The organism is Marinactinospora endophytica (assembly GCF_054780875.1).
Genome location: NZ_BAAGVM010000019.1, coordinates 58,489 through 72,461, shown reverse-complemented (window position 1 = coordinate 72,461; position 13,973 = coordinate 58,489). Strand labels below are relative to the sequence as shown.

Here is a 13,973-nt window from a genome sequence, read left to right as displayed (position 1 = left end):
ATCCGGTTTCGTCGCGCCGCTCATCGGGCCGTCTCCTCCAGCATGGCGCGCAGCCGCTCCAGGGTCGGGGCGGTCAGGGACTGGCCGGGGCCGCGCGCGCACCACGAGACGCCGTCGCGGTGGATCAGACAGGCGGGGAAGGCGTCCTGGAGGAGCCGGGCGGAGGTGGCCCAGTGGCCGAGGAGCTCGGCGCGTTCGTCGGCTCGGGGTCGTTCCATCGTCATCCGTCATCACCTCGGGGGTCTCGGTGAAGATGACGCTACGGAATGTGATGACGGGTGGCCATGGACGCGGCGTCCGGATTCACACCCACGGGAAAGGGGATCCGGACGCTGCGTCCGGATCCCCTATTCCCGTTGATCAACCGTGCCGGATGTCTGACACCATCTCCGCCAGCACTCCCGAAATGCGAGCCTTGTCCTGTCGTAGCCCGTCGACCAGCGACGCTGCGAACCGCTGGTGCCGGAACCACTCCGGCGATATCGCCCGGGCCTCCGCCGCTACGTGAATAGCCTGGTCGGTGCGCCTCCTCAAGCGCAGGGAGTAGGAGACGTTGAGGAGATGGCGCCCCCATTGGATCGGCAGCAGGTCGTGCCGGTCGAGCCGCCGGTGTGCCCTCAGCGCCTTCTCCGGCTGTTCCAGCGCGGTCCAGATATGCGTGGACTGCATCGCCACCTGTGATGGCCCAAATGAGACCCAGTAGTCATGGCGGTCCTGAGTCATCAGCGCGGCGGCAGCCCCTGCCGCGGCCAGATACTCCTCCGCGTCGTCCTCGCGCCCGTCGCTTCCGGCAATGACGGCGGCGTACAGCATCAACCCACCCCACGCAGACAGCTGGTGGGGATCGGTCTTGGGGGTCATGGCGGGCCGGATGCCGTCGGCGATCCGCACCACCAGACGCTCGGCCTCACGGTAGCGGCCAATGTGCAGCAACGCCCACGCGTATGTGCCGTACATGGTCGCCGCTCGGTACTCGTCGTCTCCCTCCCGGACGGCGGTGATGGCGCGCTCTACGGCGGTGAGCGCCGCGTCGTCGCGCCCCGCGTGAACAAGCAGAGAAGCAGCAAGCTGGTAGGCGTGCGAGAAGGCGGCGGCCACCACCGCTGCTCCATGGTCCTCCCGGGCGAGGCGGCACGCTGACAGCAGACCTGGCAGGTCTGCGGCGAGCACCCCGAACTCGCCGGCGAAGTAGGCGCCATAGCTTCGTTCGACGCTCCGCCACAACTCATCGGGGGACGCCGAAGCGATGTCCTCCCGGACGTCGAGACCAGGGAGCAGAACGGGGTCATAGATGGCGTTTCGGACGGCGAGTATCCCGTTCTCGCCGGTCGGGGTGACCCGGGAACCTTTCCCGGTGAGGTCGCCGGGGTCGAGGTCGAGCGCCTGTGCGAGTTTCACGATGGTGGACCAGCGGCACGACCGCCGGACTCCGCGTTCGAGTTTTCCGATGAGGTCGGCCGAAATTCCGGCTCGATCGGACAATTCCTCCTGGGTCCACCCGAGCTCGGTCCGGCGGCTCCTCAGCCTGGGACCGATACTGATGATCTCGTCCATGACAATGTCCGCCCCACGCGATTCCAGCGATCACTGGCCAGCATAGGATGGGCGTTTTCGCGTGTCAGGGAGTCCTGGTCACAGCGTGAGAACGTTGCCGGGCTCATCCACCCACAGCCGATGCTCACCATCAGAGGTGACCGTAAGACCGAACCGGTCCTGCCCCGGCCGGCCCGCCCCCAGCCACACCTCACGCGCGGCACCGACCTCGGCCCACAGATCCCGGGGACCACACCGCTTCACCTCGAACGGACCACCCTCCGGGCTGTACTCCCCCAACGCCCACGACCCCGAACCATCCCGGTCATAGACGTACACCGACGCCTCACCGGCGTCCTCCACGTTGTCCTCGGCGGCCTCCCACGAGGCGTAGCCGAGCCCCGGGACGAGGTGCCCGAGCAACAGGCGCCAGCCGGCGTCACGATCGGTCACCAGGCGGGGGTTCACGGTCGTCTCACCGGGGACCGCCGCCGGGTCGTCCTCGTCCACGAACGTGTCGATGCCGAGCGGGGCGAGGCGGTGTTCGCGCAGCATCATGAATCCGGCGTCGGATACGATGCGCCCGGTCGCGGTTCCATCTCCGGCGACCTCCAGCAGGGCGAGAACGCCCGTGGTGAATCCGAGGCCGGGTGTCCACGGGGCGAGCACGAGCCCGCCCGGCCGGGTCCCGGAGATCCACGCGGCCGGGATGTGGCGCACGCCCACCGTCGCGATCACCCGGTCGAACGGGCCGCCCTCCACCTCACGGGCGCCGTCGCCGACGAGCAGACGCGGTTTGCAGCCCTCCCGGGTGAGTGCTTCACGGGCCGTCTCGGCCACCGTCTCGTCCAGCTCGACCGAGACCACGCCGTCCTCGCCGGCCAGCTCGCACAGCAACGCCGTGTTGTAGCCCGACCCGGTCCCGATCTCCAGCACCCGATCTCCCGGGCTGACAGCGAGCTCTTGGAGCATGCGCACCACCAGCGAGGGCTGCGACAGGGAGCTGGTCGGGATCCGGCCACGGCCGTCCTCGCCGTCGGGTCGCCCGTCGTCCACCTGGGTGACGAGGTAGACGTCCTCGCCGAGCCACCGTTGCACCTCAGGGTCGGTGTCGCGGGGCCGGGGTTCGTACCAGCCGTCTCGTGCGGCCCACACGGTGGCCGGCACGAAGGCGTCGCGGTGCACGGTGAGCACCGCGCGGTGCACCTTGGGGTCCTGGATGGCGCCCTTGGCGGTGAGGACGCGGGCGATCCGCGCGCCGGCCCGGATCATTTGCCGCCCTGCCCGTCGCCGGATTGGGGCGGAACCCCCTCCGAGCCGTGCTTGGTGCCGCCGGAGCTGTCGCCGGTGCCGCCCCGGCCGGAGTCAGTGGGTTTGTCGGGGTCCCTGTGGCTGCCCATGAGGCTCCTGCCTGTTGAGGGGATGCTCACCGGCGACGGTAGCCTCACGGTCACCTAGGGTCATCGGATCCGGCCGAACACGGACACCTGGAATACCAGCGGCCCCACGCCAGATTTGGCGTGACACCGGACGGGACGAGCCGATCTAGAGCACCCGGGTTCCCCTAAGGCTGCCCCAATCCATCCCCGCGTGCGCGAGGAGCACGCTCGGGCGTTCACCCGCGAGTACCAGCGCCAAGGACCATCCCCGCGTGCGCGGGGAGCACGAGATCATCGCCGAGCGCGAAGCTCGGGGCGTGGGACCATCACCGCGTGGCGGGGAGCACTGTGAAGTGGCTTCCACGCGCATGTCCGGCCGGGGACCATCCCCGCGTGCGCGGGGAGCACAGCATCGCCGCCACCGCGCGGCGCATCGAGAAGGGACCATCCCCGCGTGCGCGGGGAGCACATCGGGTCGATGCCCGCGCGCTCACCTACCGCGGGACCATCCCCGCGTGCGCGGGGAGCACCGTCGGTCCAGGTCTCCACCGCCTTGCGGGTGGGGACCATCCCCGCGTGCGCGGGGAGCACTCTTATTGACCTGGGACGTTACCAGCGACCACCCCTGGTTTCGACCACTTCTTAAGAAAAGGGTGAAACGGCCAGTAAGACACGAAACTCCCATCAAGGGAATTGCGGGATTGGCGTGGCCCGCCCTCCCCGGTCGAAACGGCAGGACACCGGAAACGAACACAAGCTCCGAGGCAAGCCTCGAACACATCGAGCACACCCGGAGAAAACACGCCGACAAACGCCGCAACTCCCCCACACGAAACCACGCCACGATCCCTTCACCGGTAAACCCAACAAGGGCCGCCAGGACCAGGGCGGAGGGTGCGCTGCACGGCCAGATAGGGCCGGTAGGGCGGACCGTCGTGGACGAACCTTCGGAAACGACTGGAAACCGCGTGCGCCTTCCGCCATTCCGGAGAGCCGGGAGCAAAGACCTGCGGACCTTGGCGCAGAGGCGCACGCGGACGTTGCTTCTTCAATCCGAGGCGGGCTCCTGGCAGAGTGGTCCCGCCCCTCCTCGGCTGTGAGGTCGCCTGCCTGGCCACGCCCACCAGCCCGTTCCCGGTTTTCGACGCGGCCCGGCCAAGGCCCTCGCCTATTTGGGGCAGGAGAACCCGCGAAACCCGCGTGGACCCGAGGTGAAGACGAGCGGTGAGCCTCACGGGGTTGAGACCGAGATCGCCGGAGCCGGTCTCACCCCTTCCAGTCCAGACACAGCACGGTGTCGTGTTTGGTGATCCCTCGGCCTGCCGTGGCAGCGGTCTTCTTCACCACTGTCGCGCCGATCCGGTCGGAGCGGTCCTTTCCCCATTCCCGGATGTGGTCGAGCAGCCGCGCGCACAATTCGTCGCCGTTCGGGCCGTGGCCGATCACGCCGAGTCGTGAACGGTGTCCGCCCTCCCGCGAGGGGAGAGGACGATGGGCGAGGTAGGCCAGCGAGGCGTCTTCGGCGATGGCCGGGCTGAGCATCGGGATCACCGGGACCGCCCGCCCACTCCGCACCGCCTCGTCAGTGGCCATGATGCGGCAGGTCCCCGTCTCGAAGACGGCCAGGCGCCCCCAGATACCGTGCAGCGGTTCGGCGCCGATTTCGACTTCTGACCAGAGCTCGCTTCTGGGGGTGTCGAGCACGCTGCCGAGCGCCTCGGCAGTGATGTCCTGGTCGTCATCGCAGCGCAGGCTCACCCCGCCCAGGTCGATGTCGTGTTCACCGTCGTCGTTGCGCATGGGGATGAAACCACACAGCTTCACCGACTTCGACTCCAGCCGGTCCCCTCGACGCTCGAAGGCGAAGGAACGGGTGGTGCCGCGGAACCGCAACGGCACGACGAGAAGCCCTCCTTCGACGAGCTGGTCGAACCAGGCCGGGGGGATGTCCCAGGCGCCGGCGGTGACGATGATCCGGTCGTAGGGAACGCGCCGGGGTACCCCGTTCTCCCCGTCGCCTTCGACCAGATGGACCCCACGTATGCCGGCGCGTTCCAGGGCCTTGCGGGTGTGGGCCACGGCGTCGGGGTCGATGTCGATGGTGGTGACCTCGGCGCCCAGGTGGGTGAGCAAGGCAGCGTTGTAGCCGGTTCCCGCCCCGATCTCCAGAATCCGCTGGCCTGGGCGGACATGGAGTTGCTCCAGCATCATCGCGACGATGCCGGGGGTGGAGACCGAGCTGAGGCACGTACCGTCCGGAGCCGTCTTGGTGGGGACGTTCTTATCGGCGTAGGCCTCTTCCAGGTCGGCCTCGGGCAGGAAGAGATGACGTTCGACGCTTCGCATGGCCCGTTCCACACGGGCTGTGGTGATCCACCCGCCGTCACGGATCTGGTCGACGAGGGCGTTGCGCAGTTCGGATGCGGTGTTCATCTTCTCGTTCTCACATGTCTCAGGTGATGAGCAGGCAGGCGTCCCAAGCGGTGTGGTGTGCCCGCGGGGACAGCGAGATGCCGTCGAGTTCGAGCTCTTCAGCGGCCTCCCGCAGGGCCGTGCCCTCCTCTCTCCCACCTCCAGCGGGCCACCGGGAGTGGCCCAGAAGACGCGGCCGTGGTCGACGATGCGCAGCAGCAGGGCGCGGGCGGCCCCTCGGGCGGGGGTTCGGGGGTTTCCGGTCATGAACCACGCGGCGCGTACATCGAGTGCGCGCGATCGCGTGACACGTCTCGTTCCGGCCGCCGCTCCTCCCGATGACCTTCGCTGAGGCCGTTCTTCTCGGCGGGTTCTTTCCGGGCGAGGCCACGGCACCACCGGAGGCCGCGCACCCTGTCCGGGCATAGCGAAGCCACGTTCCATGGTGACCCAGCCGCTCCTCTGGCCAGCCTAGGGCGGGGATTCTCGCCTGTCAGGAAGTTCTGATCACAGCGCCAGAAGGTCGCTGGGACCATCCCCGCGTGCGCGGGGAGCACTGGCCGACACCAGCGACGCGAACGGGTTCGTGGGGGCCATCCCCGCGTGCGCGGGGAGCACGCGCCGCCCCGGTCGTTGACCTCCACCAGCAAGGGGCCATCCCCGCGTGCGCGGGGAGCACACACCGACATCTCGGCGTTGCGCCCTGCCGAGGGGACCATCCCCGCGTGCGCGGGGAGCACTACCCCTCCACCCTCTCCAGCATCGTGTTGAGGGGACCATCCCCGCGTGCGCGGGGAGCACACGACCGCCCCATGGAGGTGTGCGACGTGCGCGGGACCATCCCCGCGTGCGCGGGGAGCACTCTTATTGACCTGGGACGTTACCAGCGACCACCCCCGGTTTCGACCACTTCTTAAGAAAAGGACGAAACAGCCAATAAGACACGAAACACCCTCAAGGAAACCGCGAACTTAACGCGACCCGCCCTCCCCAACCGAAACTGACCCTCCGGCCGCCAAGACGAGAGTCCCCGCGTCTCAGGAAGTCCTGGTCACAACGTGAGAACGTTGCCGGGCTCATCCACCCACAGCCGATGCTCACCATCAGAGGTGACGGTCAACCCGAACCGGTCCTGCCCCGGCCGGCCCGCCCCCAGCCACACCTCACGCGCGGCACCGACCTCGGCCCACAGATCCCGGGGACCACACCGTTTCGCCTCGAACGGACCACCCTCCGGGCTGTACTCCCCCAACGCCCACGACCCCGAACCATCCCGGTCATAGACGTAGACGGTGGCCTCGCCCGCGGCCTGCGGCTCGTCCTCTTCGGCCTCGAAGGAGACGTAGCCGAGCCCCGGGACGAGATGGCCGAGAACCACCCACCATCCCGAAGAACGGTCGGATACCCAGCGGGGGTTCACAGTCGTCTCGCCGGGGACCGCCGCCGGGTCGTCCTCGTTGACGTAGGAGCCCCAGGGGTCGTGGCCGCTTCTCTGCGAGCGCAGCATCATGAACGCCGCGTCTCCGACGATCCTGCCGCTGGCGTTTCCGGCTTCGGTGACGGCCAGGTGCACGAGCACCCCCGGCCCTCCCCCTGGGCTCCACGGCGTGATGATCCGCCCACCCGGCCGGGTCTGCCCGATCCATGCGGCCGGGATGCTGCGGGCCGCGACCGTCGCGATCACCCGGTCGAACGGCCCACCGTCCACCTCCCGGGTCCCGTCGCCGACGACCAGGCGCGGCGCGTACCCGGTGCTCTTCAAGTTCGCCGCGGCCTGCCCGGCGACGCTCTCGTCCACCTCGACGGAGACCACGCCGTCCTCGCCGGCGAGTTCACACAACAGCGCGGTGTTGTACCCGGTGCCGGTGCCGATCTCCAACACCCGATGCCCTGTGGCGACATCGAGCGCTTGGAGCATGCCGACGACCAGCGACGGCTGGGAGATGCTGGAGGTGGGAAGCCGGCCATACCCGTCCTCCCGGGCCGGCACACCGTCGTCCACCTGGGTGACGAGTGCCCAGTCCTCGTGGACCCACCGGTGGTAGTCAGGGTCGGCGGAGGTGACGGGCCGGTCCCAGCCAGGTTCGTCGGAGGACACCCAGACCGTGCCGGGGATGAACGCGGCGCGGTCGACGGCGAGTACGGCCCGGTGGATCGCGGTGTCCTGGATGGCGCCCTTGGCGGTGAGGACGCGGGCGATCCGAGCGCCGGGGGAGATCACGGTTTCGGCCCGTCCTGGGATGGGGTCGGAAACGGTTCGCCGCCGCCGTGGCGGGTGGGCTGCGCCCCGTCTCGGTCGCTTCCCGGATTGCTATCGGTGGGTTTGTCGGGGTTGCCGCGTTTACCCATGGGGCTCCTGCCTGTTGAGGGGGTGTTCACCGGCGACGGTAGCCTCAAGATCACCTTGAGTCATCGGATCCGGCCGAACGCGGACACCTGGAATACCAAGGCCCCACGCCAGATTTGGCATGGCACCGGGCGGGACGAGCAGAACTGGGAGGTCACCCGGATTTCCCCAAGCGGCCCCGGCCCATCCCCGCGTGCGCGGGGAGCACCAGGAACCACCACCACCCCCGAAGGGCGCCGCGGGACCATCCCCGCGTGCGCGGGGAGCACTTCCGGACAGGGAGCGCCGTCGCCGTGCCGCCGGGACCATCCCCGCGTGCGCGGGGAGCACTCGACCGACAGCGCGGGCCGGTGAATGGCCGCGGGACCATCCCCGCGTGCGCGGGGAGCACAACGCCGGGGAGGGCTGGAAAAGGTCGGTCAGGGGACCATCCCCGCGTGCGCGGGGAGCACCGGTGGCGGCGACGATTTCAGCGAGGCGGTCCCGGGACCATCCCCGCGTGCGCGGGGAGCACTCCAGGGGGATGTCGGCGATCATGCTGGACTGGGGACCATCCCCGCGTGCGCGGGGAGCACCATAGACGCAACGCAGCCACCGCCCACGAACCGGGACCATCCCCGCGTGCGCGGGGAGCACTGGGTCGCGGGAGCGCCAACGCTGGTGATGATGGGACCATCCCCGCGTGCGCGGGGAGCACTCTTATTGACCTGGGACGTTACCAGCGACCACCCCCGGTTTCGACCACTTCTTAAGAAAAGGACGAAACAGCCAATAAGACACGAAACCCCCATCAAGGGAATTGCGGGATTGGCGCGGCCCGCCCTCCCCGGTCGAAACGGCAGGCCATCGGGAGCGAACACGTTTCACAAACCCCAAGGCAAGCCTCGAACACATCGAGCGCTGCCGAAGAAAACGCGCCAAAGAACGTGGAGCTTCCCAACGCGATACCAGACCGCCTTCTCCTCACCGGTCGCCCCGAAAGGACCGCCGGGGCGGGGTTCTACCTGTTCAGGTAGGGGCGGTAGGGCGGGCCGTCGTGGATGAAGGTCTGGGGGCGTTTGGTGGCGGCGTGGGCGTCCCACCATTGCGGGGAGCCGAAGGCGTAGGGGGCGCGAGAGGCGAGGGCGGTGGCGTAGGGGCGCACGCGCTCGGTGCCTGGCCGTGGGGGCGTGGGTTCGGGTGTGGCCGGGGGTGGTGTCTCGGGGCGTGCGGGCGCGGTGGTGGCGGTCAACGCCGCCGTGATGGCCTCGGCGGTGCGGGGGTGGGCGAGGGCCAGCAGCATGACCGCGAACGCGGCCATGACGCGGCTGATAAGGTCGCGCATAGCTCTCTTCCTGGGCTTGCAGGTTGGGAGTCAGGCCCCGTGCCAGGTGTTGCTACCACCTGTCGGGGCCGTTCTTCTTCCCTGAGGTGATCCGGGAGCTTCTGGGGCTCCTCGTGGTCTTCTGCTTCTCGTAGGGCTTCAGGCGGGTGCGGAGGGGTGCCCCCTCTGCCGCCGCGTCGGGATCTGTTTTCCGCGCCTGGTGGCGCGGTCTGGCCTGGCGGACCTGTCTCCCGCCTGCCAGACCGCGCCCAGGCGCACGGGGGCTCACCGGTTCCGCGCGGCCCCGGGCTTCACGAAGCCCTCCGGCCGTGATGGCGGCCGAGCCCTTCTCCGGAAACCCCGCGCGGTGTTCCCGGCCATCAGCTGTCCCGTGTCAATCCGGCACCGTCCGAGAGGGCTACCGAACCACCCGGGTGTGGCCGTGGCGGAGGCATGTCCCTCTTTCTCCCGGCGCGCGGGCGGACGTGGGGCAGGGCCGTTTCGAGACCCGGCCCGTGGTGTGACCGTTCTCGGCACCGGTCCGGTGGCGCCATCCCCATCGCGGTGTCCCGCGCTCCGCCGGCCGGAAGGTCTCGACGGTCTTTCTCCGGAGGCGTCGGGAGCCGTGTCTAGTCGTTGCCGGTGGTGTTCTTGAGGGCGTGTACCTGGTCGCGGCGGTAGTGGCGTCCGGCTCCGGGGAACGGGTGGATCGGGGTCACTCCGTGTTCGGCCAGGTGGTCGTGGACCACGGTGATCCGTAGCCGTAGCACGTGGGCGACGTCGGGAGACGACAGCAGGGGATGTCCATCACGGGGGTCGTGGTGGACCGGGCGGGGCCGTGCGTCGCCGGCGGTCTGGTCGAGGAGCGCGATGACGTCGCGTTCGCGGAAGCGGTGTTTTCCGCCCGGGGTGCGGATCGAGGTCAGCCGGCCGGTCTTCACCCAGCGGGTGACCGTCTTGGGGTTCACCCGGAACATGGCGGCCACCTCACCGGAGGTGAGAAGACGCTGGTCCGCGGGGCTCATTCCTCCCCCTCTTCCCACGCGGCCCCGGCGAGGCGCGGTTTCGCTCCGGGCGACACCGCCCCGGCCGCGCTCAACCGTCCGTTCCACGCCTTGTGGGCGATGCGCTTTTCGACGGGAAATAGGACGCAGCTTCGAAGCGCAGGCCATCCACCAACACGGGCTTCTTCCACGCTGGCCTCACCCGGTACCAAGATTCGGTTTTCCACGATCACGCTCACCGGGCAACCTCGATCTGAGACAGTCGTGCCTGGACACGGGCGAGGTAGGTGAACTCCTCGCTCCTGCCGTCCGGCCATACGAGCGTGTACTCCCAGCCGTAGCGGTGGGATTCCCGGATCAGGTTGAGGCCGAGCTGGCGGGCCTGTTCCGAGACGCAGCAGAACGCGCCGTAGTGCTCGTCCTCGCGTCCAGCCGGGGAGAAAGGTTCGATCATGGGGCATCGCCTCCACGAGCAAGCTGGGTGGTAAGCCCAGCAGCGGGTAACCAGTGTCTCCATGATCAACCAATCCCATTGAAAATCCAAGCCTTGGATTTTCAATGACTTAGAAAATCCACTAATGTGCGTTTTGAGGCCGACGCGAAGACAAGAACGAGATAGCCACCCCTGTCACGAAGGAGACTTTGGTGCCACAAGGCTCGCCAGTACGTAGACGTCACCTTGTCATCCAGCTCAAACGACTCCGAGGGGAAGCCGGGCTGTCCCAGGAAGAAGTCTCCCGAGAGATGGGCTGGGAGTCCGGCAAGATCATCCGACTTGAGGGCGGAAAGTTCATCCGCGTGAATTCTGCCGACATAGACGCGCTATGTCGGCTTTACGAGGCATCGGACGATCTCCGGACGGAGCTAGTCGAAATCGCAAAGGCCGCCCGGCAGCACAAACCCTGGTGGTTCAACTACAAGGACGTCGCGGGAGCCTTCTACGGACTGGAGAACGAGGCCAGGAAGATCGAGGAGTTCGGACAGGGGATCGTTCCCGGCCTGTACCAGCATCCCGACTACATCAAGGCGCTCATGGGGCGCGGTTTCGTCACCGACAGAGGAGAACGCCGACGCCGAATCGAGGTCCGGCTCGAACGGCAGCGCAACGTGTTGGAGCGGGACGAACCTCCACAGCTGTGGACGGTGATCGACGAGTCCGCGCTGCGCTGCCAGATCGGAGGCCCATCAGTGATGGCCGAACAGCTCCGCCGACTGGTGGACCTCATCGACGACCAACGGGCCGGGCTCCAGGTCCTCCCGTTCGCTCGCGGGATGTCCCAGAACTACAGTTTCTCGTTGTTCACGTTCAGTGATAATGACCGTGTGGTCTTCGTCGATATCCCACCTGCCGGACTGTTCTTCGAAGGCGACACGGAACTGACCGAGCATGACCATTCGTTCGACCATCTCCAAGCCGCAGCACTGTCAGTGGCTGAATCACGGCAGTTCATCGCATCACTGGTTACCGAATATGAGAGGGCGGCATGACAGAGACAGCACCGATCGCCAACCGGCCCTGGCACAAGGCCACCGCGACCAACGACCGTGGAGCGTGTGTAGAGGTCACGGAAGGAACCGTTACAGGTATCCGGGATACCAAGAACCGTGACAAGGGCGCCCTCTGGTTCAACGCTGACGAGTGGCAGGCGTTCGTGGAGGGCGTGAAGCGCGGCGAGCTCTGACCTCAACGGCGAAGGCCCCCGGACGGGATTGCTCCGGCCGAGGGCCTCACTGGTTACCGGGAGCCATACTAGTCTCCGTGAGCATCAGCTGCCAGGAGAGGCCATGTGGCTGTAGTTCCTGATTCTGCTATCGCTCACCCGCCGCCGATCAGGAGCGGGACGTTTCCGAACTCATCCCTACGGCCGGTGCTTCTCCGTCCGGGACGACGGCCAGCCCGGGCCAGTCTCCGTCAAGACACCTCATCGACACCAGCCGCCCGCCGAACGTGGACTTCCAGGTTGCGCGGTCCACACCGGGCACGCACCGGGATGGCCGGCCAGTTCTTCCTCCAGGAATCCTCGAAGGAGCAGATCGTTCACGTCGGAGCCGAGCATGACGGCTTCTATCTGGAAAATGCCGATGAGATCGAGCACCATGGACTTGTCCATGACAAGACCCAAGTGGCGGCCAGTTCTATGGAGAGCGCGAGCGCTTTTCCGGGGAACTCGCTCTCCGAGATGTGACCCGCTTCCCTGAGTACCTCGGAGGACCCCTGATGGACCCGCACATGAATTGGCGTAAGTCCAGCTACAGCGCGCCGAGCAACAACAACTGCGTGGAGGTCGCGGATCTCCCCGCGGCGACCGCCGTGCGCGACTCCCAGAACCCGGACCTCGGCCACCTGACGTTCCCGTCTTCCGAGATGGCCGCGTTCGTCACGGCCGTTCGCTCCGGCGAACTCTAGACGTCAACATGAAGACCCCGGCCGGGGATCTTCCCTGAGTACCGGATTCATCGTACCCCTTCAATTCCCGTGAGGATAGAAGCCGGTTATGGCCGTGAGGACATGGAGAAGACGTTTTTTCCTTGTCCCGACCACTCGGCCACCGAATTTCCGGGCTCCTTCCCTCATAGCCGGTAGTCCTCTCTGAGGTAACAGTGAGCTCAGGTCGGTCCTGGACAGGACCGCCCCGCCATGCGTCGCCGACCTCGCCCCACAATCTCCGGGAAGCGCAGTGGACCGCTTCGAAAGGAAGCCGAGATGGCCCCGCACCCCCACTCCGGCCAGACGCTCCTTCACGCGCTGAAGTTCCGTACGTCGTCCTACAGCGACCGGAGTAACTGCGTCGAGGTCGCTGACCTTCCTGGTGGTACGGCGGTCCGTGACTCCAAGCACGCCGACGAATCCCCGGTCCTGTCGTTCACCGCGGCCGAGTGGACCGCGCTTCTCAGCGCGATACACGCCGACAAGATCTGACCCGGGACGCGGGAAGGCTCCCAGAGCGATTCACTGCTGGGGCCTTCGAGCCTGGTCCTCTGGGAGGACCTCACCTGGAGCCAGCGTCTCCGACACCGGACGTGGTCGCGGGGTTCCCGAGCTACCCGCTGGCCGGATCGTGTCGCCGGGCTCGTCCGCCCCACAGCCGGTGGCCCCTTCCGGGTGGTGGCGCTCCTGATCCGGCGTCGGGGACAGGTGGCGGCTCCCTCGCGGTCTCGGTGCGGCACGTGCCCACGCCACGCGCGGACGGGGCCGGGGCGGAGCCGTGCGCGCAGGTCGGCGTGTCCCGACCGGTTTGACCTGAAGTGCGGTTGAGGTTCCACGATGGTGCGGTGACTGACACCGGAATCACCCTGATCGACACGTGGGAACTGCCCGAGGAGCGGATCGACGAGTCCGTCGCGCGCTGGCGCGAGCGCGTCGGGCTCATCCACACCGCCCCGGGGTTCCGGGACGCGCGCCTGCACCGCAGACTGCGCCCGGACTCCCGGCTCGGCCTGGTCAACGTCGCGCACTGGGACAGCGCCGAAGCCCGGGACGAGGCGCTGGCCGATCCCCGCTTCACCGCGTCGGCGGCCACCGCGGCCGGCTATGCCACCGTGCACGGCGGCTGGTACCAGGTGGCGGCCGAACTCCGCGCGGCGGAGGAACCGGGCGAAGACCCCGGGATCACCTTCATCAACGCCTTCGAGCTACCCGCCGAGCGGGTCGACGAGTTCCTGCCGCACTGGCTGGACCACGCCGAGCAGCTGAGCCGGGCGCCCGGCTTCCGGGACGACCGGCTGCACCGCGCGGTGAGCCCGGACACCCGCTTCCAGCTGGTCGGCATCGCCCACTGGGACAGCCCCGAAGCGTGGCGCGCGGCACACGAGGACCCCCGCCTCCGGCAGCGCCCGCCCCTCCCTCCCGGCTTCGCCACCGCCACCCCCGCGCTCTTCCGGGTCGTCGCCGGGTTCTGAGCGCGGGGCGAGGCCACCGGGGCTCATCCGTCGGGCCGGGAACGGCTCGCCCCCGTGACGCGCCCGCCCCGCCGGCGTCCCGGCCCCTCAGTCGC

The 13,973-nt window shown here is 68.1% G+C and carries 15 protein-coding genes, 1 pseudogene and 2 CRISPR repeat arrays; of the genes and pseudogenes, 5 read left to right on the top strand and 11 right to left on the bottom strand.

Annotated features, from left to right (window positions below; genetic code table 11):
* Nucleotides 1-20 precede the first annotated feature (20 nt).
* The 10 genes and pseudogenes from ACYVHU_RS25520 to ACYVHU_RS25475 all read right to left on the bottom strand — a co-directional run bounded on the left by ACYVHU_RS25520 (nucleotide 21) and on the right by ACYVHU_RS25475 (nucleotide 10,432).
* Nucleotides 21-224, bottom strand: coding sequence for a hypothetical protein (locus ACYVHU_RS25520; RefSeq protein WP_498949714.1), 204 nt, complete (start codon nucleotides 222-224; stop codon nucleotides 21-23).
* Between the two features lie 136 nt (nucleotides 225-360).
* Entirely contained in the window at nucleotides 361-1,554 is a 1,194-nt protein-coding gene (locus ACYVHU_RS25515; protein ID WP_498949713.1) for a helix-turn-helix domain-containing protein, read from the bottom strand.
* Nucleotides 1,555-1,632: 78 nt separating this feature from the next.
* Entirely contained in the window at nucleotides 1,633-2,805 is a 1,173-nt protein-coding gene (locus tag ACYVHU_RS25510) for a methyltransferase domain-containing protein (protein WP_498949712.1), read from the bottom strand.
* Nucleotides 2,802-2,933 (bottom strand): hypothetical protein, encoded by a 132-nt coding sequence (locus tag ACYVHU_RS25505; protein WP_498949711.1) that lies wholly within the window; start codon nucleotides 2,931-2,933, stop codon nucleotides 2,802-2,804. Before ACYVHU_RS25505 ends, ACYVHU_RS25510 begins: the two co-directional genes overlap by 4 nt.
* Before the next feature lie 1,245 nt (nucleotides 2,934-4,178).
* Nucleotides 4,179-5,345 (bottom strand): class I SAM-dependent methyltransferase, encoded by a 1,167-nt coding sequence (fxlM, locus tag ACYVHU_RS25500; RefSeq protein WP_498949709.1) that lies wholly within the window; start codon nucleotides 5,343-5,345, stop codon nucleotides 4,179-4,181.
* Nucleotides 5,346-5,852: 507 nt separating this feature from the next.
* Nucleotides 5,853-6,186: a CRISPR direct-repeat array (repeat unit 29 nt; unit sequence GGGACCATCCCCGCGTGCGCGGGGAGCAC).
* Nucleotides 6,187-6,375: 189 nt separating this feature from the next.
* A complete protein-coding gene (locus ACYVHU_RS25495; protein ID WP_498949707.1) occupies nucleotides 6,376-7,545 on the bottom strand; it encodes a methyltransferase domain-containing protein in 1,170 nt (389 codons plus the stop codon).
* Nucleotides 7,546-7,850: 305 nt separating this feature from the next.
* A CRISPR array of direct repeats spans nucleotides 7,851-8,368; the repeat unit is 29 nt; unit sequence GGGACCATCCCCGCGTGCGCGGGGAGCAC.
* Nucleotides 8,369-8,671: 303 nt separating this feature from the next.
* On the bottom strand, nucleotides 8,672-8,995 hold the full coding sequence (locus ACYVHU_RS25490; RefSeq protein ID WP_432936478.1) for a hypothetical protein: 324 nt from the start codon (nucleotides 8,993-8,995) through the stop codon (nucleotides 8,672-8,674).
* A gap of 839 nt (nucleotides 8,996-9,834) precedes the next feature.
* Nucleotides 9,835-9,999, bottom strand: a pseudogene (locus ACYVHU_RS25485) (BldC family transcriptional regulator); the annotation flags it as partial.
* Nucleotides 9,996-10,217, bottom strand: coding sequence for a hypothetical protein (locus ACYVHU_RS25480; protein ID WP_498949706.1), 222 nt, complete (start codon nucleotides 10,215-10,217; stop codon nucleotides 9,996-9,998). The pseudogene ACYVHU_RS25485 and the gene ACYVHU_RS25480, both read right to left, overlap by 4 nt.
* Nucleotides 10,214-10,432, bottom strand: coding sequence for a hypothetical protein (locus ACYVHU_RS25475; protein ID WP_498949705.1), 219 nt, complete (start codon nucleotides 10,430-10,432; stop codon nucleotides 10,214-10,216). Before ACYVHU_RS25475 ends, ACYVHU_RS25480 begins: the two co-directional genes overlap by 4 nt.
* Before the next feature lie 191 nt (nucleotides 10,433-10,623).
* On the opposite strand from ACYVHU_RS25475, the gene ACYVHU_RS25470 reads away from it, so the two are divergent.
* Both ACYVHU_RS25470 and ACYVHU_RS25465 read left to right on the top strand, forming a co-directional pair.
* Entirely contained in the window at nucleotides 10,624-11,466 is an 843-nt protein-coding gene (locus ACYVHU_RS25470) for a helix-turn-helix domain-containing protein (RefSeq protein ID WP_498949703.1), read from the top strand.
* Nucleotides 11,463-11,660, top strand: coding sequence for a DUF397 domain-containing protein (locus tag ACYVHU_RS25465; RefSeq protein WP_498949701.1), 198 nt, complete (start codon nucleotides 11,463-11,465; stop codon nucleotides 11,658-11,660). Before ACYVHU_RS25470 ends, ACYVHU_RS25465 begins: the two co-directional genes overlap by 4 nt.
* A 240-nt stretch (nucleotides 11,661-11,900) precedes the next feature.
* Here the strand turns inward: ACYVHU_RS25465 and ACYVHU_RS25460 are convergent, their stop codons facing one another.
* Complete coding sequence (locus ACYVHU_RS25460; protein ID WP_432936493.1) at nucleotides 11,901-12,089, bottom strand: hypothetical protein; 189 nt, start codon at nucleotides 12,087-12,089, stop codon at nucleotides 11,901-11,903.
* A gap of 107 nt (nucleotides 12,090-12,196) precedes the next feature.
* Between ACYVHU_RS25460 and ACYVHU_RS25455 the strand changes: the two genes are divergently transcribed.
* The 3 genes from ACYVHU_RS25455 (at nucleotide 12,197) to ACYVHU_RS25445 (ending at nucleotide 13,878) form a co-directional block, all read left to right on the top strand.
* Nucleotides 12,197-12,385: a DUF397 domain-containing protein gene (locus tag ACYVHU_RS25455; RefSeq protein ID WP_498949699.1), complete on the top strand. Its 189-nt coding sequence runs from the start codon at nucleotides 12,197-12,199 to the stop codon at nucleotides 12,383-12,385.
* Between the two features lie 297 nt (nucleotides 12,386-12,682).
* On the top strand, nucleotides 12,683-12,898 hold the full coding sequence (locus ACYVHU_RS25450) for a DUF397 domain-containing protein (protein WP_498949698.1): 216 nt from the start codon (nucleotides 12,683-12,685) through the stop codon (nucleotides 12,896-12,898).
* A 353-nt stretch (nucleotides 12,899-13,251) separates the two neighbouring features.
* Nucleotides 13,252-13,878, top strand: coding sequence for an antibiotic biosynthesis monooxygenase family protein (locus ACYVHU_RS25445; RefSeq protein WP_498949697.1), 627 nt, complete (start codon nucleotides 13,252-13,254; stop codon nucleotides 13,876-13,878).
* The last annotated feature ends 95 nt before the right edge of the window (nucleotides 13,879-13,973 follow it).